Origin of the sequence: Curtobacterium sp. 8I-2 (assembly GCF_902506155.1) — a bacterium.
Taxonomy (GTDB): domain Bacteria; phylum Actinomycetota; class Actinomycetes; order Actinomycetales; family Microbacteriaceae; genus Curtobacterium; species Curtobacterium poinsettiae.
On sequence record NZ_LR732827.1, the window covers coordinates 113,622 to 132,283 of the forward strand.

At 70.6% G+C, this 18,662-nt stretch carries 18 protein-coding genes and 4 tRNA genes; 12 read left to right on the forward strand and 10 right to left on the reverse strand.

Annotated features, from left to right (window positions below):
- Window positions 1-205 precede the first annotated feature (205 nt).
- The 5 genes from BOSE127_RS04235 to BOSE127_RS04255 are packed head-to-tail and all read left to right on the forward strand — an operon-like array spanning window position 206 to window position 3,372.
- The gene (locus BOSE127_RS04235) at window positions 206-658 is read left to right on the forward strand and encodes a hypothetical protein (protein ID WP_071250770.1); all 453 of its coding nucleotides are present in this window, start codon (window positions 206-208) and stop codon (window positions 656-658) included.
- Window positions 655-1,830 (forward strand): zinc-dependent alcohol dehydrogenase, encoded by a 1,176-nt coding sequence (locus BOSE127_RS04240; protein WP_042537138.1) that lies wholly within the window; start codon window positions 655-657, stop codon window positions 1,828-1,830. Before BOSE127_RS04235 ends, BOSE127_RS04240 begins: the two co-directional genes overlap by 4 nt.
- Before the next feature lie 51 nt (window positions 1,831-1,881).
- On the forward strand, window positions 1,882-2,520 hold the full coding sequence (locus tag BOSE127_RS04245) for a DUF1345 domain-containing protein (protein WP_159556308.1): 639 nt from the start codon (window positions 1,882-1,884) through the stop codon (window positions 2,518-2,520).
- A gap of 35 nt (window positions 2,521-2,555) precedes the next feature.
- On the forward strand, window positions 2,556-2,858 hold the full coding sequence (locus tag BOSE127_RS04250) for a DUF4190 domain-containing protein (protein ID WP_017887409.1): 303 nt from the start codon (window positions 2,556-2,558) through the stop codon (window positions 2,856-2,858).
- Window positions 2,859-2,874: 16 nt separating this feature from the next.
- Window positions 2,875-3,372 carry a GNAT family N-acetyltransferase gene (locus tag BOSE127_RS04255; RefSeq protein WP_159556310.1) on the forward strand — a complete coding sequence of 166 codons (498 nt, stop codon included), beginning with the start codon at window positions 2,875-2,877 and terminating at the stop codon, window positions 3,370-3,372.
- Window positions 3,373-3,375: 3 nt separating this feature from the next.
- Here the strand turns inward: BOSE127_RS04255 and BOSE127_RS04260 are convergent, their stop codons facing one another.
- The 4 genes from BOSE127_RS04260 to BOSE127_RS04275 form a co-directional block, all read right to left on the reverse strand.
- Window positions 3,376-4,428 carry a BLUF domain-containing protein gene (locus BOSE127_RS04260; RefSeq protein ID WP_052481622.1) on the reverse strand — a complete coding sequence of 351 codons (1,053 nt, stop codon included), beginning with the start codon at window positions 4,426-4,428 and terminating at the stop codon, window positions 3,376-3,378.
- A 253-nt stretch (window positions 4,429-4,681) separates the two neighbouring features.
- Window positions 4,682-5,176 carry a hypothetical protein gene (locus BOSE127_RS04265; RefSeq protein WP_159556312.1) on the reverse strand — a complete coding sequence of 165 codons (495 nt, stop codon included), beginning with the start codon at window positions 5,174-5,176 and terminating at the stop codon, window positions 4,682-4,684.
- A 39-nt stretch (window positions 5,177-5,215) separates the two neighbouring features.
- The gene (locus BOSE127_RS04270) at window positions 5,216-5,479 is read right to left on the reverse strand and encodes a hypothetical protein (protein WP_042537130.1); all 264 of its coding nucleotides are present in this window, start codon (window positions 5,477-5,479) and stop codon (window positions 5,216-5,218) included.
- Between the two features lie 33 nt (window positions 5,480-5,512).
- Complete coding sequence (locus BOSE127_RS04275; RefSeq protein WP_156155266.1) at window positions 5,513-5,650, reverse strand: hypothetical protein; 138 nt, start codon at window positions 5,648-5,650, stop codon at window positions 5,513-5,515.
- A gap of 233 nt (window positions 5,651-5,883) precedes the next feature.
- Here BOSE127_RS04275 and BOSE127_RS04280 point away from each other — a divergent pair, with 233 nt between their 5' ends.
- Window positions 5,884-6,279, forward strand: coding sequence for a hypothetical protein (locus BOSE127_RS04280; RefSeq protein ID WP_042537128.1), 396 nt, complete (start codon window positions 5,884-5,886; stop codon window positions 6,277-6,279).
- A 23-nt stretch (window positions 6,280-6,302) separates the two neighbouring features.
- On the opposite strand, the gene BOSE127_RS04285 is transcribed toward BOSE127_RS04280, so the two are convergent.
- Window positions 6,303-7,487: an MFS transporter gene (locus BOSE127_RS04285; RefSeq protein ID WP_040419775.1), complete on the reverse strand. Its 1,185-nt coding sequence runs from the start codon at window positions 7,485-7,487 to the stop codon at window positions 6,303-6,305.
- 226 nt (window positions 7,488-7,713) lie between these two features.
- Here BOSE127_RS04285 and BOSE127_RS04290 point away from each other — a divergent pair, with 226 nt between their 5' ends.
- Both BOSE127_RS04290 and BOSE127_RS04295 read left to right on the forward strand, forming a co-directional pair.
- Window positions 7,714-8,175, forward strand: a complete 462-nt coding sequence (locus tag BOSE127_RS04290; RefSeq protein WP_152427273.1) for a hypothetical protein — start codon at window positions 7,714-7,716, stop codon at window positions 8,173-8,175.
- Window positions 8,176-8,304: 129 nt separating this feature from the next.
- The gene (locus BOSE127_RS04295) at window positions 8,305-9,294 is read left to right on the forward strand and encodes a hypothetical protein (protein ID WP_159556314.1); all 990 of its coding nucleotides are present in this window, start codon (window positions 8,305-8,307) and stop codon (window positions 9,292-9,294) included.
- Here BOSE127_RS04295 and BOSE127_RS04300 read toward each other — a convergent pair.
- The 5 genes from BOSE127_RS04300 to BOSE127_RS04320 form a co-directional block, all read right to left on the reverse strand.
- Entirely contained in the window at window positions 9,291-10,265 is a 975-nt protein-coding gene (locus tag BOSE127_RS04300; RefSeq protein WP_159556316.1) for a DUF6891 domain-containing protein, read from the reverse strand. The two genes, BOSE127_RS04295 and BOSE127_RS04300, sit on opposite strands and share 4 nt — an antisense overlap.
- 146 nt (window positions 10,266-10,411) lie before the next feature.
- Entirely contained in the window at window positions 10,412-11,557 is a 1,146-nt protein-coding gene (locus BOSE127_RS04305) for a DUF1963 domain-containing protein (protein WP_140448040.1), read from the reverse strand.
- A 407-nt stretch (window positions 11,558-11,964) separates the two neighbouring features.
- Window positions 11,965-12,039 (reverse strand) — tRNA-Val (locus BOSE127_RS04310).
- A gap of 47 nt (window positions 12,040-12,086) precedes the next feature.
- A tRNA-Cys gene (locus tag BOSE127_RS04315) sits at window positions 12,087-12,160 on the reverse strand.
- Window positions 12,161-12,242: 82 nt separating this feature from the next.
- Window positions 12,243-12,314: transfer RNA gene (locus tag BOSE127_RS04320), tRNA-Gly, on the reverse strand.
- 215 nt (window positions 12,315-12,529) lie between these two features.
- Here BOSE127_RS04320 and BOSE127_RS04325 point away from each other — a divergent pair.
- The 4 genes from BOSE127_RS04325 to BOSE127_RS04340 all read left to right on the forward strand — a co-directional run bounded on the left by BOSE127_RS04325 (window position 12,530) and on the right by BOSE127_RS04340 (window position 18,433).
- Window positions 12,530-12,602, forward strand: a tRNA-Val gene (locus tag BOSE127_RS04325).
- A gap of 115 nt (window positions 12,603-12,717) precedes the next feature.
- Window positions 12,718-14,283 carry a DUF3375 family protein gene (locus BOSE127_RS04330; protein ID WP_159556318.1) on the forward strand — a complete coding sequence of 522 codons (1,566 nt, stop codon included), beginning with the start codon at window positions 12,718-12,720 and terminating at the stop codon, window positions 14,281-14,283.
- Window positions 14,280-15,068, forward strand: coding sequence for a DUF4194 domain-containing protein (locus BOSE127_RS04335; protein ID WP_159556320.1), 789 nt, complete (start codon window positions 14,280-14,282; stop codon window positions 15,066-15,068). Before BOSE127_RS04330 ends, BOSE127_RS04335 begins: the two co-directional genes overlap by 4 nt.
- Window positions 15,065-18,433, forward strand: a complete 3,369-nt coding sequence (locus tag BOSE127_RS04340) for an ATP-binding protein (protein ID WP_159556322.1) — start codon at window positions 15,065-15,067, stop codon at window positions 18,431-18,433. The genes BOSE127_RS04335 and BOSE127_RS04340 overlap by 4 nt, the downstream gene beginning before the upstream one ends.
- Window positions 18,434-18,662 lie beyond the last annotated feature (229 nt).

Here is an 18,662-nt window from a genome sequence, read left to right on the forward strand (position 1 = left end):
CCCGGGACGGCGTCAGGGCAGCCACGCTCATGGTGGATCGACAGGAGCGACTCCGTGGTCCCGACCGGCACGATCGCACGGTCGTCGCTCCTGTCCCGTGATCCGCACCGATGCGACTCAAGGAGGCCGCGATGGAACACACGAACCCCCGGCGGTGGGGCGCGAACGCGCCCGCTGCTGACCGACTCTTCGCTGGGACACCACGATGAGGGCCCGGAACCTCGCCGCCGCTGCGATGGTGACGGCTGCTGTCGGCATCGTGGTCTCGCGCCGCCGACGCGGCGCACCCGGGCCCGCACGGAAGGTGCTGGCCGAACCGCGTTCCGGCTGGCACGCGGTCACGGTGAACCGCGGTCGGGACGCGGTGCTGCCAGGCGGACGAGTCCCCGCGCCGCTCACGGCGTTCGGGCAGGACGTCGAGGTGGAGGCCCGTCCCGCGCCCGGCGATCGCGGCACCGAGCTCCGTGCCCGGTTCCGAGGCGGCGCCCCGGATGCACGAGGCCGGTTGCGGGCCGCGCTGCGCGAGGCGAAGCAACTCATCGAGGTCGGCGAGGTGCTCCGGGTGGATCCGGTCCCCCACGGCCGACGGAAGGCCACACCCACCGACGCGTTGGTGGACGTGGCGACGAGACGGAGCAACGAGGAGGGTGTGCTGTGAAGGCGCTCTGTTGGACCGGGGTCAACGAGACCGCGGTGGAGACGGTGGAGGACCCGAAGATCCTCAACGATCACGACGTGATCCTGAAGGTGCGTCTGAGCACCACCTGCGGGTCGGACCTGCACCTGCTCGGCGGGTACATCCCGACCATGCGATCCGGTGACGTCCTGGGGCACGAGTTCATGGGCGAGGTCGTCGAGACGGGACCGGCCGTCACGAAGCACAAGGTGGGCGACCGGGTCGTCGTCTGCTCGTTCATCGCCTGCGGGCAGTGCTGGTACTGCACTCACGGCCAGTTCTCACTCTGCGACAACGGCAACCCGAACCCGGGCTTGACCGAGGCGATGTGGGGATCGTCGATCGGCGGATGCTTCGCCTACAGCCACGCGCTCGGCGGGTTCGCGGGCAGCCACGCCGAGTACGTCCGCGTGCCCTACGCCGATCAGGGGGCGTTCACGGTCCCCGACGGCGTCTCCGACACGGCCGCCCTGTTCGCCTCCGATGCCGCACCCACCGGGTGGACCGGAGCCGACCTGGCCGGGATCACCCCGGGTGACACCGTCGCAGTGTGGGGCGCCGGAGGTGTGGGCCAGATGGCCGCTCGTGCGGCGATGCTCCTCAGCGCCGAGCAGGTGATCGTGATCGACCGCCTGCCCGAACGGCTGCGACAGGTGCGCGAGCACATCGGTGCCGAGATGCTCGACTACACGAGCGACGCCGTGCTCCCGGAACTCAAGGAACGCACCGGCGGTCGGGGTCCCGACGTCTGCATCGAGGCCGTCGGCATGGAAGCGCACGGTACCGGACCGCTGTACCTGTACGACCAGGCCAAGCAGCAGCTTCGGTTGCAGACCGACCGGCCGACCGCCCTGCGCGAGGCCATCTACGCCTGCCGGAAGGGCGGCAGCCTGTTCTCGCTCGGGGTCTTCGGTGGGCTCGTCGACAAGTTCCCGTTCGGCGCGATCATGAACAAGGGCATGACGGTCCGCGGCGCCCAGCAGCACGGGCACCGCTACATCCCGATGATCCTCGACCGCATCGCCGCGGGAGAGCTCAGCACCGAGCACCTCGCCACGCACGTGATGCCACTGTCGCAAGGGCCGCGCGGGTACGAGATGTTCAAGAACAAGGACGACGGTTGCGTCCGCGCCGTCTTCACTCCCGGCATGTGATGACCGACCACGCAACGGAGCGGAGGAAGGAACGATCATGAGGGCACGACGATGAACGATCGGATTCTCTCCAGGCGCCGGGCGCTCGTCACCGTGGGGATCGGGGTCCTGGTCGGGGTCGCGTTGACCCTCACCGGGACTCCGTCCCTCGGGCCGCTCGCGGCCTGGTGCACGGCCGGCCTGATCGCGCTGGTCCAGGTCTGGCACAAGTGCTGGCGCCAGGACGCCGACGGCACCGAGCGTCTCGCCCGCGAGGAGTCCGAGACACGGGTCAGTGACAACGCGATCATCGTGGCCTGTTTCGCGAGTCTCGCCGCCGTTGTGCTGGCGCTGAGCGAAGCCAGCCAGGCGCGAGATCCGGCTTCGGTCGCGGCGGTCATCCTGGGTGTGCTCGGCACGATGGTCGCGTGGGCGTTGGTCAACACGGTCTACGCCCTGAAGTACGCCCGGACCTTCTTCCTCGACCACCGGGGCGGCGGGTTCGACGTCAAGCAGGACGGGCGACCGACCTCCAGCGACTTTGCCTACTTCGCCTTCACGATCGGCATGTCGTACGCGGCACCAGAGGTCGAGCCGGACGACAGTGAGACCCGGCGGAAGGCGTTGCCGCACGCGCTGCTGTCGTACTTCTTCGGAACGGTGCTCATCGCGGTGGCCATCAACCTGGTGACGAACCTCGGTCAGGGGTGAGCGGAGGGATCCTCGTTGACCCTAGGCTGACCGACGTGACCGACCTCGCTCCTGACCAGACCGCGCCGAACGCCGCAGGGTTCCCCGCATCGGCAGCCGTGCCGCTACCGCCCCTCAGCCTGCTCGCGGTGGTGGCGATCGCCCTCGCGTTCGTCGCGCCGATCGGCGGTCTCGTCGTCGGGTTCATCGCGCGCCGCGACGTGCGGCTGACCGGTGAGCGGGGTGACGGCATCGCGTTCGCGGCGATCCTGATCGGGGCGACGCTGACGTTGTTCGGGATCATCGTGCCGCTGTTCCTCGGCGGCGCGGGGATCCTCGACCTGGACCTGCGGCTCTGATCGCTAGCCTTCCGGCATGGGGAACCACGACGGCGCGATGCCCATCCGATCGGCGACGGTCCACGATGCCGGGGCGATCGCCCACGTGCACGCGGCCTCGTGGCGTGAGACCTACGGCCGGTTCGTCGACGATTCGGACACGAACCCGTGGTTCGACGTGGATCGGCGGGTCGACATGTGGCGGTCGATGCTCGCCGGCCCCTCGACGTGCCGGGGCGTGCGTGTTGCGCTGGACGACACCGGCGTCATCGGCTTCGCTGCCGTGCAGCCGACGCCCGGACCCGAGGCCGCCCGACCCGAGGAACTGACGATGCTGTACGTCCTCGCCCGCGCGCACGGAACCGGCACCGGCCAGGCGCTGCTCGACGACGTGCTCGCCGATCGTCCGGCGTCGCTGTGGGTGGCCGCGGACAATCCTCGGGCACACGCCTTCTACCAGCGGAACGGCTTCACGCCCGACGGCGCGGAGTCGGCGTTCGGACCGATCCCGCTGACGGTCCGGCTGGTGCGCTGAGGCTCAGTCCGCCACGGGAGCCGACAGGTCCCAGACGGTGTCGGCCTCGTACTGCTCGGACCAACCGCGCCGCATCCGGGCGGCGGCGCGGTCGAAGGCGTCGACGACGTCGGTGTCCGGCGTCAGGAGCGCCTGCAGGCGGAGCCCGTCGAACAGTGCGACGAGCTGCTGCGCGCCGCGGATCGGGTCCATGGTCGCGGGCTCACGGCCGGCGTGGACGTCTCGCTGCAGCGCGGTCCGGACCGTCTCGCGGAACTGCAGGTAGGCCGACCGGTAGTAGTCGGCACCGTCGGTGGACGGGTCGGTGGAGACGGCCAGCGTGGCGGCGATCAAGCGCATGAGGGCCGGATCCTCGGCGTGGGCCGCGAGCAGCGCGTGCAGGAACGCCACCGTCCCCTTCTCGCCGGCGAGCGGGAGCAGCGGGGCCGACACTGCCCGGGTCCACCGCATCACGGCGGCAGCGAGCAGCGCGGGCTCGGACGGGAACAGCTCGAGGATCTCCGCCTGCCCCATCCCCGACCGAGACGCGACGTCCTCGAGCGAGAAGCGTGAGAGTCCACCGTCGTGCAGGACGGCGATGGCGCCGTTGATCGCCCGGGTGCGCGGGACTTCCTCGTCCGCGGCGTTCTGGTTCGTCAGCGGTGCCAGCGGGTGCTTCCGGAACCAGTCCAGCAGCGCACGTGCGCGGGACGCCCCGAACGCCGGGTCGGTCGGACGACCGGCGGTGAACAGGTCGCTGAACCCGGGAACGTCCTGCATCAGCGGGTCGAGCGACTGGAACGCCATCGACCAGTCCGGGAACGAGCGCCGGGCGATCGGCTCGTCGAGCAGCACCCGGACGTTCGTGTGCCGCGGGTCGGCCTGGACCTGGTCGAAGCGCTGCCGGACGACGTCGTCCTCGCCCTCGATGATGCCGATGCAGTTGTCGTCGCGGTGCGCGAGCATGCCCGTGACACCGAGTCGTGTGTTCTTCTCGCGGCCGACCGCCAGGATCTGGGCGAGTTCGGAATCCGTGATCGGACGGGTCTGGGTGCTGGTGTAGACGAGTGATCGCATGGTGCTGCTTCCTGGTCGGACGGTCCCCCGGTGTGGGAGGCGCCGCCGTGTCGAACCCGAATCGACTCGACGGCACCTCGTGGTCACCGTAACCAGCGGTGACCACCTTCACTGCGACGCAAGACGGTCCGTGGCTGTCCGGCACCCGGAGGATGCCGACCTCTGAATGGAACCATCCGACGGTCCTCGGCGGTACCCCCACTACGGGGAACGCTCGTTCTCCGGCGGTCGCTCGTGGCGCTCGTGGCGCACGTCAGGTTGCGCGGTCGCCTGTTCCAGGCGTCTCGACGATGCGGTCACCCGTCGTCGGGTCCCATCCGACCGTGCGGGGTTCGGCTGCTCGAGGACGCCGTGCACCCCGCGGGAAGAACGGTCGTGCGCTCGGCAGGTAGCTGAGCACCGCCGCGACGACGATGCAGACGGCGTCGACGAGGCTCCGGTCCATGCCGTCGGTGGCGATGGTGATCACCGCGCTGCAGGCGGTCAGCCCGGCGATGATCGCGAGCCAGAGTCGCGCGTTCCCGGAGCCTCGTCCCATCAGCGTCGCAAGCCACAGGAACAGTGCCGACCAGGCGAGGACGAAGAGGAGCCCGAGCGACGCCCCGATGATCGCGCCGCCGGCTTCGCGCATGGACACGACGATGCCGGGCGCCGCGGCCGCGAGGCTGATGACGACGGAAACCCACCAGAGCGCCACGGCGACCGTGACGACCCGCGGTCGTGTGCGCTGTTCGGTGCGCTGTTCCATCAGGTGCTCCCCCGTCGTGCCGGATCCGGCACGACGATCCTACGGTGACGGCTGACGCACTCCGGCCATGCGCGATCGGCGGAGGATGACCAGTCCCACGGTCAGTCCGGCTGCGAGTAAGGCGAAGGTCAGGAACGACGCGAACCCGATCGTCACCAGCCGGTCGTGCGGCGCACCGACACCCAGGAGCAGCCGAAGCGTGAGCAACGGCACCACGACGGCGGCCGTCCACGAGGCGATCACCAACACCGAGAGCAAGATGACCGAGCCCCGGTGCGGAGCCGTCCCGGGGGCGTTAGTCATGCGACCATCCAACCAGTGGCCTGGTGCGAGCCCCTAGGGGCGGTAGTCCTCACGACGCGGCAGGAGCTCGGCCGCGTGGGAATCGATGTACGGCTTCGCGCCCAGCATCCCGCCGATCGTCTTCGCGACCGTCGTGAGCAACGCTCCGAGCCCCCGTGCCACGATGCTCAAGATCCTCATGGTGCCCCCTCGTCGGACCGACCTGCGGTGTCGGACTCTTCCCGTCACACCGTACGCGGAAGGCCGTGCCCCCGCCAGGGACGGCAGACTCTCGGGCCCGTCGTCGATCGTCGTCGCGCATAGGCTGGACGCCCGACCGGGGAGGAGCCGCGATGCCGGTGGTCCGCGAGCGAGTGCCGTTGTGGCGCACGCCCTGGTGGCACCCTCGCCGCTGGGAAGCGCGCATGTGGGTGCTGCTCGTCGCTGCTGCTGCTGGCGGCGTCCTCCGCGAAGTGGCGCATCCGTTCTACGACGACGGGGTCGAGGCGATCGTGAACTGGCTCGGCCTCTGCATCCCGGGATGTGTGATCGCGTACGTCGTGGTCGGTCGGTGGAAGAAGGGTCTCACCACGCTGTGGAAGCCGTCCTGGCGCGAGCTCCGACGGATCCTGGTCGCGGCACCGCTCGGGGTGCTGGCCCTGCGGCTGCTCATCGAGGACGACGACGCGTGGTTGTGGCTGCTCGCCGGGGTGTCCGCCGCGCTGCTCGCGCTCGCAGTGGCTCGCTGGGGCGCTGCCCACCGCGATCGTCGACGTCGGACGAATGCGTACGGGACGGTGTCCGCTGACCCCTACGCGTAGCTCCCGATGGGGTTCGTCGATCCCTACGCGTCCTGTGCCGAGTCGGTCTTCGACGGCAACCGCGATGCCACGAGCGTCCCGACCAGCGCCACCACCGCGAAGGCCGCGAACCCGAACGGCAGCCCGATCGCGCTGCCGACACCACCGACGACGAGCGGTCCGACGGCGTCCCCGGTCTCGCGCCCGAGCTCCGCGGAGCCCATGGTGCGACCGAACCGATCCGGCGGAGTCGTCCCGGCGAGGTGCGCGAACGCAACGGGCGTCAGCGTGGCGACACCGGCCCCGGCGAGCAGGGCCGCGATGAAGACGGCCACCACCGAGGGTGCCACGGCGACCACCAGGAAGGCCGCGGCAACCGCGGCCGTCCCGGCCACACCCGCGACCCCGGTACCGAGGCGCCCGGCGTCGTGCAGTCGACCGGCGACGGGCTGCACGAGCGACGACGTCACGGCGAGGACGGCGACCGCGAGCGTCGAAACCAGGAGCGGGATGCCGGCCTCGGTGCCGAGCGCCGGGAGCATCCCGGTCAGCGCGCCGATCGCAGCGCTGCCGACGGCCAGCACGACGACCGGGATCAGGAACTGGCGGTCCGTGGCCGCTCGGACCATCACGGCGAGCGTGGCCCGCTGCCGGGGCAGGGGCACGATCGGCTCGACGGCGACGAACACCGCCACCGCGGTCACCAGGGCCATCACGACGAGGATCCCGAAGAGCCACTGCGTGCTGCCGAACTGCACCACGAGTGCACCGATGACCGGTCCCCCGGCGTAGCCGAGACCCTTCCACGAGCCGTACCGACCGAAGTACGTCCCCCGACGGTTCGCCGGCACGAGACGGGCGACCGCGGCGGACGATGCCGGCGAGAACGCGGAGGCGCCGGCACCCTGCAGCAGACGCGCGAGGCCGAGCCAGAACGGTCCGGTCCCGAAGACGTCGATGAGTGAGGCCGCTGCGAACACGACGAGTCCGCCGACGATCACCGGTCGCGGCCCGATGCGGTCGGACAGTGCGCCGAAGACCGGCTTGAGGACGAGTTCGGCGACGTCGTAGAGCGCCAGGAAGAGCCCGAGCCACGCGAGCGTCAGGCCGAGTTCGAGGTGCTCGCCGCCGACCGCTGCGGCGATGCTGTTTGCCCCGAAGGCGGTCACGAACCCTGCGGCGTACAGCGGCGCGAGCCGAGGGGCAGTGGTCGTCGACGGGGCGGTCACGTGCTCACTTTGGCCGACCACGGGCCGGACCGCCAACGCTCACGATCATTCCTCGTGACTGCGTGACGCTCTGCCTCGTCCACGATCGGCCATCCCTTCGCCGGTGTGTCTGCGGTGTCCACGGGGTGGCGCAGCCTCGGATCAAGCGTGTCGAAACCCTCACTGTTCGGCCTCGATCGACATGACGTTGACGAATCGTCAGCGACCGCGACGCATGATGGGTGGCATGAAACAGTGGACTTCCGCAGAGACCACCGAGCTCATCGTCAAGAGCTGGTTGTGGATGACGCTCCTCACCGCGCCGGTCGCCACCGTCATCGCCGTCGCGTGGTGGAACCCCATCGCCCTCTCCCTCTTCGTGCCGGCCTCGCTCATCTTCACCGGCATCGGAGCAGCCATCGGCGGCATCGCCTCCATCCCCTTCTCCCACGGACTCGGCCGAGCCCTGATGCGAGTCCGGAGCCGCCTCGTCCATGCCATCGCACACTCCCTGCTCGCCGGCGCGCTCGCGGCAGCCTGCCTCGCGCTCTTCCTCGTCATGAACGATGGGGACGACCTCTCGACGTGGCCGCTCATCGCGTCCGTAGCCGCCGGCATCGCCGCGGCGATCGCACGGTGGCGGCTCGACCGCACCAGGACGACGGCAGAGCCGACAGCAGCGGACGTCGTCGACGACGCCGGGGCCTAGCCGGACCACGACCAGCGCCCGTCGGGACTGTCAACGGGAAAGAGGGGTGTCGGCGCCGGTGCCGGGGGATGTACTCGAGTTCGTCTGAGGTGGCGACGGCCACGTCCGACCGGTCGATAGGGTCGGTTCGTGGGGAACTCCGTGACGCTGAACGTGCTGGCCGCTTCGTCGACGACGGCGGGAGACGACCCGGCTGTCCGCGCCGGCGAGGTCGACCTGGACGCGGTCACCGGTGAGTGGGAAGTGCAGTGGCTCCTGCCGTTCCTGTGGATGGGGCTCGTTCCCGAACCCTGGTTTGCAGCGCACGCTGACCGGCTCCTCGCAGCGCTTGCAGCTGGTGAAGACGAGAGCCCGGGCCTCACCGATGTCGTCGTGCCCTGGCCCACCGCTGCTGAGGCGTTCCGAACGCGGCTGCCAGCGGTGGTCGCCGTGTGGCCGGAGTTCGCTGAGCCCGCGAACCGGTTCCTCTCGGATGTCACCTCGGTGGCGGAGCGGACAACGAACCCCGTCATCCGACTGCAACTCGACGAGCTGGTCACGGCGTCGTGGGGCGATGAAACGGAACTCAGCCGGTACGTCGCCGACGTCCTCGCTGACGCGGACCAATGGGACGACCCTCGACGGACCGCTGAGGGTCGGGTGTCCGACTTCCACCGGGCAGCGACAGCAGACGAGCCAGGCCGGTCGTTCCTGCTCGGTGGTGAATGGATGTACGGCGGGTCTTCGTTGCCGCGTGACGAACCGGCCCCGTTGCCGGCTCCTACCCGGGCGGCATCATCGGCTCCGCAGGATGCGCGCGTCGACCGTCAGGCGGAGACGCCTCGGGTGCCGAGACCTTCGTGGATCAACGAGCGGCAGTGGGCCGGCCGCTACGGGATCCATGGTGAGGACCTCTGGCAGGTCGCGGCCTTGGCCGCAGCTCGGAAGGCCCGAGCGCAGGCGAACGTGTGGCCGTGGCACTGGATGGTGGCGATCGCGGTGACGTTCGCAGTCGTGACGTGGCTCATCGTCGGCATGTTCTCCGACAGCATGCTGTGGGCGACCATCGCTGGAGCAGTCGTCCTCGTCAGCGTTGCTGCGATGTGGGGGCGTGCTGCTGGTCGAGCTCGCCGAAGCTAGCGCAGCGGACGTCGCTGGCTCGACCGGGCGGTGCTGATGAACCGGTCGAGTGCGTCGCCGACGTCGTCGTGCCAGGAGCCGTCGGACCAGGCGCCGGCTTTCTCGTCGGTTGCCCAGACGTGCCAGCGGTCACCCTCTTCGTCAAGCGCTGTCGCGTCGGCGGTTCCCCGCTCGCCGGGCCAGAGGACCCGCAGGCGTTCGTCGGCGACCACCGCGCGGGCTTCGTCCAGGTCGGTGAACGGCAGCGGTTTCCGCCAATGGTCGATGACGACGCCGATGCGCTTGCTGGGGGTGCCGTCCCAGTCGATGTCGAGTCCTCGGTCGGAGAGGACGCTGGCGACCCGTTCCCCTGCGGTGAGCTGGGAGCGTTCGTTGACGGCTGCTTCACCGCGGGTGGAGAGCATCGACTTCGCGACCAGGTCGGGGTCGATGTCAGGCGCTGGGCGGAACGACCCGTACGCGAGGCGCAGAACGCACCGTTCCAGGGCGAGCCCGTCCGTGTCCTGCTCATGGAAGAACACGTACGCCCACTCTCGCTGTCCGTCGGGCGCTGTCTGGTCCGGTGTTCGCCGGTCACGCGCTTCCAGGAACCCGTCGCTCTGGTCGACGCCGAGGTTCATCCCGGTGACCAAGCCGTCACGGGCGAGCTCCGCGAAGGCGAACTGGAGACGGTCGTACTGGCTGCTGCGCCAGTCCCAGGTTGCCTCCTCCTGCCGGCGTGCATCCCAGATGAGCCGGGTGCGCGCGAGGACGGTGCGGCGGAGGTCGTCAACGTCCGGTACGTCGTCCTCGTACCATTCGACGACTGTCTCGACGACGTCGTCGAAGCGGCGGAACCCGGGCAGCATCTGCTCGGTGACCGTTTCGTCGATCATCTGCTCGTCGGGTTCGACCTCGTCGAGGATGTCGTAGTCGGTCTGGTCGATGCTGTCGTCCGGCTTCCGCCGCCGCCACTTGTCGAAGATCCCCACGGACGGATCCTATGCGGCGCTGGTGTCGCGCCGCCGGGACGCGGACCGGTCCGGGAGTCTGGTGCAGCAGCTCGAGGTCCTGCACCGGCAGGCCGGTGACGCTGGCTCGAGACGGTCGACCGGAGCGGAATCTTGCGGTTTGCGGTCTACGTCTGCGTGAGGACCTTCGCGTGACCGTGGCCGTCGGCGAAGACGTACGCGGATCCGCCGCCGAAGTTCACGCCGAGGGGGTCCTCGTCGAGCATCGCGACGAACCGGTATCCGTCCGGAGTCTCGTCGTTCTGGATCCACGCCGGTCTCCCGCCCCACTGGCCGGCGACGGTGACACCGTCGGCGCGCGCCTCGGCCAACGCGTCGGAGTAGTCGTCCGCGGCTGCCTGGTGCACGCCGAGGAGCCACGGTGCACCGGCCATCACGGCGGTGCCGGACGATGATGCCGGCCGTCCGGCCGGGTGCAGGTCGCGTCCACCGACGACGATGGCAGCGTTGCACCCGGCGTCCGGGTCCCAGGACGGGCAGGAGCCCGGGTCTGCCTGGCAGATGAAGACGAGGATGAGGCTGCCGTCGTGCTCGAGCTGCGCGGTGAACTGCATCGGCTCGTGGTGTTCAGCGCACGTCGGCCAGTCGAAGCCGTCGGGAACGCTGGGCTGCCCGCCGAGTCGTGAGGACACCAACGGTGCGGTGAGGTCCGACCGGTACGCGCCGAGGAGCCGAACACCGGCTCGGGTTCGACGTACTGCGACAGCGTCGTGACTCCGGGTCGACGACGACGCGGCGCTGAGGCGGATGCTCTCCGGCGTGCCGCTGCGGATGGCGGCGACGACGAAGGACGGGTCGTCGGTGGGGAGGTCCCATCGCAGGAGGGACTGGTAGGGCTCCTTCCCTGTCCCGGTGTACGGGGCAGGGCCGTTGTCCTCCGCCAGGAGCATCCGCTCGACCTGCCAGGCGTCCAGGAGTGGGTACCCGGCGCCAGTTGCCTCGGAGACGATCCGGGTTGCGGTTCGCCGAGCGATCGCCTGCCGGCGCTGGCGGCCGCTCCGGTACAGGACGAAATGGAGCAGGTGCGCGACGATGGGGAACGGGAGCACCCACACGGCCGCGAGGAGGGACGACTCGCTCTGACTGCGGTAGTCGAACGCGTCGTAGTACACGGAGAGGGCGATGTAGGCGATGACGCCGAAGGTGTACACGAGTGTGTACACGGCGCCGAACACCCGCAGGCCCGGCGGGGTGCGCACCGCAGCAGCAGCGCTGGTGTCGATGATGACGTCCGGCGGCAGATCCGCTGTCAACGGCGGGGACCGAGCGTGTGACGCGAGACGACGGCGGAGACTGCCACGCCGACGAACGATGCGGCGGCGTCTGCACCGGTGAGGACACCCGCGGACGGACGGTGTCGGTGTGGACGGTACGTGCTCATGCTGCTCCCCCGAGAGTGCTGTCCCTCCACGCTACCGCCATGCCGGTGGTCGCCTGCCCACCCCACTCGAGCGGTCCACCCACGCAGTCGCTGATCAGATGTCGGGAAGCAACGGGCCGACACGAGCACAACAGCTCGAGTCGGACCGATGCAGCGAAGACCGCCGACGGGGTCGCCGTCGCCGGATCCGTGCCGGGTCCGCGGACCGGCCCATCCGGCCACCCTTGGAACGAAGAAAGCCCCCGACCGGACCTGGTGGTCCTGCCGGGGGCTCCGTGGTGGTGGGCGATACTGGGATCGAACCAGTGACCTCTTCCGTGTCAGGGAAGCGCGCTACCGCTGCGCCAATCGCCCAAGTCCCTGCGTGGACCGGAGTCCATCAAGGTCTTGGAGGGTGGATCTGGAGGTGGGGACGGGATTCGAACCCGCGTGGACGGCTTTGCAGGCCGCTGCCTAGCCTCTCGGCCACCCCACCATCGAGGTTCACGTCTCCGTGAGTACCCGAACGGTGGGATACCCTCTGGTGAGTCGCGGGCCTTCGAGAAGACCCACACTCGAGCGGATGACGAGATTCGAACTCGCGACCCTCACCTTGGCAAGGTGATGCGCTACCACTGCGCCACATCCGCACTTGTCGTTCCGCTGTCGCGGCGACGACGTAAACTCTATACGCACCGGGGCACTTCCACCAAAATCCTTCCCGTTCACCGGGCGTGTCCCCCGAGTTCATGCGGATCGGGGCGGTTCGGCGCCCCCTGCGGACAGCGCGCCACACCCGGGCCGCGCGATGTGTTCGATGCGTCGCCGGACTTCCGCTAGTATCGATCCGCACGAACAGTGCAGGGGGCGATTGGCGCAGTTGGTAGCGCGCTTCGTTCACACCGAAGAGGTCATCAGTTCGAGTCTGGTATCGCCCACACAGCAACACGAACACCACTGACAAGAGCCCGACGCAGCAGCGTCGGGCTCTTGTCATCTCATCAGGCCGCAGCACGCGGGCCAGACCACCAGCACGATCGGACGAAGGGGCGCATGACCGACGTCGACCTCGAGTTCGCCCGGGTCCGAGCGGTCCTCGACCGTCCGACCCTGCGGCTCATGTCCCGGCCGACCAGCGCCACGGTCCTCGCCGTGTTCCGCACGGTCTTCGACCGCGACGTGCAGTACGTCCCCGCCGACCGCATGCACCTGCAGGTCGAGGAGCACGTCGCGCGCCTGCAGGCAGCGGGTGCCCGCGTGCCCGCCAGCGACCAGGCGGTGCCGACGGCCAGTAGACAAGCCGACACCGAACAGTCCGACGGTGAGCAGGAGGCCCGCCCGAACGGCCGCGCCCTGTGCCGCGAGTGGGTCGGCGCCCAGTGGCTCGTCCGCTCGAACTCCCCCGACGGCGACGAGCAGTACTCCCTGACGAGCCACGCGCTCGAAGCGCTGAGCCTCGTCGACGCCCTGTCGGCCGACCGCGCCCTGATCAGCGAGAGCCGGCTGGCGATGATCGTCGACGCGGTGCACCGGTGGGCCGCCCGTGCCGAGCCGGACCCCGACGTGCAGATCCGACGGATCGACGCCCAGATCGCCGAGCTGCAGTCCGAGCGTGCACGCCTGGAGCACGGTGACGACGTCGTGGCGGTGGACGACGACCGGATGCGCGACGGGTACACCAACATCTCCGACCTGATCCGGCAGCTCCCGAGCGACTTCAAGCGCGTGGAAGAGGCGGTCGCGACGATGCACCGCTCGATCGTCGAAGACTTCCGGCAAGAGGTCCGCCCGATCGGCGAGATCCTCGACGACTACCTGGCCCGCACCGACAACCTGATGGAGGCAACACCCGAGGGCCGTGCCTTCGAGGGCGCCTTCGAACTGCTGCGCGACGACGCACTGCTCCTGCGGCTCCGCGATGACATCGCGACGATCCTGGCGCACCCGTTCGCGCAGGGCCTCGGAGCTAGCGAGCGTCGGGCCTTCCGCAACACCGTGACGATCCTGCGCCAGGGCATCGAGGACGTCCTCGCCCAGCGCCGTCAGCTCACCGCCACGCTCCGCGACCAGATCGTCGCCCACGACGTGGTGCGCGACCGCGAGCTCGACGCCGTGCTCCGCTCGATCAACCGCGGCCTCGCCACCCTGATGGACCAGGGCGGCGCGCGTGACCGGATCCCGCTGCCGCTCCTGCCTGAGGCCGCCGAGGTCGGCACGCTGCGCGAGCGCTTCTACGATCCGGACGCCGAGTCCGTACCGCCGCCGATCGAGGAGCCCGACGACGACGTCTTCGAGGACCTCGACGTCGAGATGCTCCGCAAGCACGGCGGGCCGCTGCTGACCGAGCTGCGCGCGGCGCTGCGCTTCGCCGAGGCCGACTCCAGCGTCGACGCGTTCCACGGGCTGCCACCCGAGCAGCGCCGGCCGGTCGAGCTGTTCGGCCTCGCGCACCTGCTGACGGGGCACGAGGACTTCGAGTCGGCCGCCCACGTCGCCGAGCACCGGACGGTGCGTCCCGACGGCACCGCGATCACCTTCCAGATGCCCACCGCTGCGCTCGACGACGAGCGCACTCCGGTCGGCGACGCACACGACGAGAACGCACAGGAGGCACGGTGAGCGACACGACGCCGGCACCGGTCGACGACACGGTCCCCTACGACGACCCCGCATCCGTGATGCAGGACGACGAGCGTGACGAGTCCAGCTTCGCCCTCTTCGAGGGCGACGAGGGCCGGCTCGACGAGCACCAGCGGCGCGCCCTGGTGGCGATGCTCCGGCACTCGTACGTCAGCTCCCGCACGCACCCCGACGAGTGGCGTGCCGTGCTCGACGCCGAGTACCAGCTGCGGTCGCGCCTGAACGACCTGTTCCTCGAGCTGCACGTCGACCGTGACCGCGAGGTCGCCTGGAAGCGCCAGGCCCGCTCGGAGAGCCAGCGCCGCACGTTCCCGACCCTGCTCCGCGACCTGCCGTACACCCGCGAGGAGACGATCGTCCTCGTCTACCTGCGGATGCGTCTGCGCGCCGACGCCCGACCGGGCCCGGACCAGGTCGTCGTCGACCGCTCCGAGATCCTCGGGCACGTGGCGGGCTTCCGTCCGGCGACCGCGACGGACCGCACCCGCGACGAGGGCCGGGTCGCGAAGGCGATCGAGCGGCTCGTGACGGCGCGCATCCTGATCCGCACGTCAGACCCGGACCGCTTCCGGGTGGCGAGCGTCGTCGAGGTGCTGCTCCCCCTGGAGCGCCTGCTCGAACTGGACGCCTGGTTGCGGACCACCACCGCGCAGGACGAGGCGACCGCCCCGGGCGGCGAGCGGACCGACGGGGACGACCCGGGCCTCCCGGCAGACGGCGAAGCCGAGACCGACACCGAGGACGAAGGCGAGACGGAAGCGTGACCGACACGTTCGAGATCCCGGCGCTCTTCGACACGGTCGCGCAGTGGCGCGCCGAGTCGATGCAGGTCGTCAACTGGGGTGGGTTCCACGGCCACCGGCAGGTCGAACTGTCCGGCACGGCGACGCTCATCTCCGGTGCCTCGGGCACCGGCAAGTCCACGCTGATGGACGCCTACCTGGCCGTGATGATGCCGTCCGACGTGCCGTTCAACGGCGCCTCGAACGACGCCACCACCGGCCGCGCCCGCAGCGCCGACCAGCGCAACCTGCTCACGTACCTGCGCGGCAAGGTCGACACCCGGCGCGACCCGGAGACCGGCAGCCTGCGCGACGTGAACCTGCGCGGCGACGACCAGACCACGTGGGGCGCGGCGGCGGTCACGTTCCGGAACGACGACGAGCGACGCTTCACGGTGCTGCGCGCGTACATCGTGCCGAAGCGTGCCCGCGGGGTCGGTGACATCCAGATGACCATGGCGACGGTCGACGACACCTTCGACCTGCGCCGGCTCGAGGAGTTCGTGCCGGCGCGGTTCCACCACCTCGAGCTGACCGGCCGCGTGCCGGGACTCGTCATCCGCGACACCTACCAGGAGCTCGCGTACACGCTGCAGACGCGGCTCGGCATCGGTGACTCCGGTGGCGGCAACCGGGCGATGCGCCTGCTCGCGCGGATCCAGGCCGGCCAGCACCTGCCGACGGTCGACGCGCTGTACAAGTCGCTCGTGCTCGAGACCCCCGGCACGTACGAGGCGGCCGACCGGGCGCTCGCGCACTTCTCCGCCCTCGACGAGGCGTACGAGGCGATGGACACCGAGGAGCGCAAGGTCCGCATCCTCTCCCCCATCACCGACCTGCACGACGAGATCTCGCGCGCGACCGAGGCCGCAGCGGCCCTGGACGGCATCGCCACCGGTGCCGAGGTGTCGCCGTTCGCGCACTGGACGGCCTCGCGGAAGCGTGACCTGCTCGACGCCGAGGTGTCGCGCAACGCTCGCGAGCGCACGGCATCGCGCGCCGAGGTGGCCGCGGCTGAAGCCCGGCACGCCGCCGTCGAGATCGAGCTGCGCGACGCCGAGGCCCGACTCCGCGACCAGGGCGGCAACGCGCTCGCCCAGCTCGAGGACCGCATCGAGCGGCTCACCCGGGAGCGCGACGGGGTCGTCCGGACCCGGGCGACGTTCGACGAACGGACCGCCGTGCTGGGCACGTCCGTCGCGACCGAGGCCGACTTCACTGCCGCGCAGCGCAGCTCGCACGAGTTCCTCGGGTCGTACGCCGACGCCCGCACCGCGCTCGATGAGCGGCGCGACGCCCTGACCCGCGAGGAGTACCCGCTCCTCGACCGCGAACGGTCCCTGCGGCAGGAGCGCCAGTCGCTCGAGCACCGGCAGGGCGCCATGCCGCTGCCGATGCACGAGGCCCGGCTCGCGATGGCGCGTGCCGCCGGCATCGACCCGGCCGAGCTGCCCTTCGTGGCGGAACTGCTCGACGTGCTGCCCGGCGAGGAGCGCTGGCGCACGGCCATCGAGTCCGTCCTGGCGCCCGTCGCCCGCACGCTGCTCGTCGACCAGGACCGCCTCGGCGACTTCAGCGAGGCGATCGACGCACTTCGCCTGCCCGTCCGCGTGCAGTTCGAGGGTGTGCCGACCGGCCCGCACCTGGACCTCGACGGCGACCCGGCCATGGTCTCCGGCAAGCTCGCGATCAAGCCGTCGCCGTTCAGCACGTGGGTGCGCGAGCGGATCGAGTCGGACCGCACCGATGCCCGCTGTGTCACCTCGGCATCGGACCTGGGCGGTGGTGGCCGCCGGGTCACCGAGTCCGGGCAGCTGCGCGACGGCCGTCGTGGCGCGCACGGTGACCGCCGGCAGTCGAACGTCATCGGGTTCACGAACGAGGCCCGCGTCGCCGCGGTCGAGCAGGAGCTCGCCTCGATCGCCGAGGACCTCGCGACGCTCGAGGCACGCCGCACCGACGTCGCACAGGACCTCACCGCGCTCGACGTGCTCCGCGCCGCCCACCAGCACGTGGTCGACGCCACGTGGGCCGCGATCGACGTCGACGGGTTGGGCGCCTCCCTCGCCCGGCTCGACGAGGAACGGCAGGCACTGCTCGCCGCCGACGACGGTCTCCGGACGCTCCGGGCCTCGGTCGCCCGGCTGCGCAAGTCGCTGGACGAGGCGGCCGACCGTCGCTCCGCCGCACGGCTTTCCGTGCAGCGGCTCGAGGAGCGCCACGCGGTGCTCGTCGACGGCCAGGATGCCGCAGCCGAGATCCTGGAGCGCTTCGAGTCCTCGCCCGGTTCGCTGCCGGACGACCAGCAGGCCCGCCTGCTCGAGGAGACCTTCGAGGAGATCGGTGCACCGGACGGCGTCGACGGGTTCGACGACGCCACCCGACGGCTGAAGCGCCGGCTCGAGGAGCGGCTCTCCCAGGCCCTCGACGGCGCTGCGGCAGCCTCGACCTCGTTGACGCTGACGTTCCAGCGGTACCAGGATGCCTGGCCCGACCCGAACCTCGGCACCGGCGTCGCGTCGTACCCCGATTACCACGCGATCCTCGAACAGATCGTGGCGACCGGCCTGCACGCGCGTCGGAGCGAATGGCGTCGACGGCTGTCGCAGTGGAGCGGCGAGGACCTCGTCCCGCTCGCCGGCGCCTTCGACCGCGCCGTCGTCGAGATCGAGGAGCGCCTCGAGCCGGTCAACGAGATCCTGCGGGAGCTGCCGTTCGGCGCGAACCGGGACCGCCTGAAGATCCAGATCCGCCGGGTCACTCGCGAGGACGTCACCGCGTTCCGCCGCGAGCTCCGCGCCCTGTCCGCCTCGGTCGACACCGAGCTGACCGACGACGTGCTCGAGACCCGGTTCCGACGGCTCCGGCGCTTCATGGCCGTCATCCGGCCCGACCCGGACGCCGCCCGTGGCCGCACCACCCAGCGCGACGCGGTGCTCGACGTCCGGCGGCACATGGAGATCACGGCGGTCCGGTACGACACCGACGGCAACGACCTCGGCGTGTACTCGTCGCTCGGTGACAAGTCCGGTGGTGAGACGCAGGAGCTCGTGGCGTTCATCGTCGGCGCCGCGCTGCGCTACCAGCTCGGTGACGAGACCCGTCCCCGGCCCCGGTTCGCGCCGGTGTTCCTCGACGAGGCGTTCATCAAGGCGGACTCGGAGTTCGCCGGCCGTGCCGTCACCGCGTGGCTCCGGCTCGGGTTCCAGCTCGTCGTGAGCGCGCCGCTCGACAAGGTCACGGCGCTCGAACCGTCGATGGAGCGGCTCCTGTCGATGCGGAAGCACCCCGAGACGGGCCACTCCTCCGTCACCGAGATCGCCCGGGTGGAGCCGGTCGCCGTCTGACGCGGGCGGGGGTGGTCGCGGACTGGTCGCGGGCTGGTCGCGGGGTGGTCGCAACACCCTGCTCAGGTTGGCCGAGTGGTCACGAACCGTCGCCTGGCGGCGCCGCAGCCGACACTTCGTGACCGGCCGACGCGCTCCAGGCGGGGTGTCCTGACCACCCGGGCCGCGCTCTGGACGCGCCCAACAGTGGCCCGGAGGCGCGGCGCGGGCCCGCCACGCGCCTCCCGAC

Bases quoted from the DNA above. Each gene is read 5' to 3' on its own strand.
- BOSE127_RS04260 (WP_052481622.1), bottom strand. From the start codon at position 4,428: ATGCGATCACTCGTCTACACCAGCACCCAGACCCGTCCGATCACGGAT.
- BOSE127_RS04270 (WP_042537130.1), bottom strand. From the start codon at position 5,479: ATGACTAACGCCCCCGGGACGGCTCCGCACCGGGGCTCGGTCATCTTG.
- BOSE127_RS04235 (WP_071250770.1), top strand. From the start codon at position 206: ATGAGGGCCCGGAACCTCGCCGCCGCTGCGATGGTGACGGCTGCTGTC.
- BOSE127_RS04245 (WP_159556308.1), top strand. From the start codon at position 1,882: ATGAACGATCGGATTCTCTCCAGGCGCCGGGCGCTCGTCACCGTGGGG.
- BOSE127_RS04255 (WP_159556310.1), top strand. From the start codon at position 2,875: ATGGGGAACCACGACGGCGCGATGCCCATCCGATCGGCGACGGTCCAC.
- BOSE127_RS04280 (WP_042537128.1), top strand. From the start codon at position 5,884: ATGTGGGTGCTGCTCGTCGCTGCTGCTGCTGGCGGCGTCCTCCGCGAA.
- BOSE127_RS04330 (WP_159556318.1), top strand. From the start codon at position 12,718: ATGACCGACGTCGACCTCGAGTTCGCCCGGGTCCGAGCGGTCCTCGAC.
- BOSE127_RS04265 (WP_159556312.1), bottom strand. From the start codon at position 5,176: ATGGAACAGCGCACCGAACAGCGCACACGACCGCGGGTCGTCACGGTC.
- BOSE127_RS04290 (WP_152427273.1), top strand. From the start codon at position 7,714: ATGAAACAGTGGACTTCCGCAGAGACCACCGAGCTCATCGTCAAGAGC.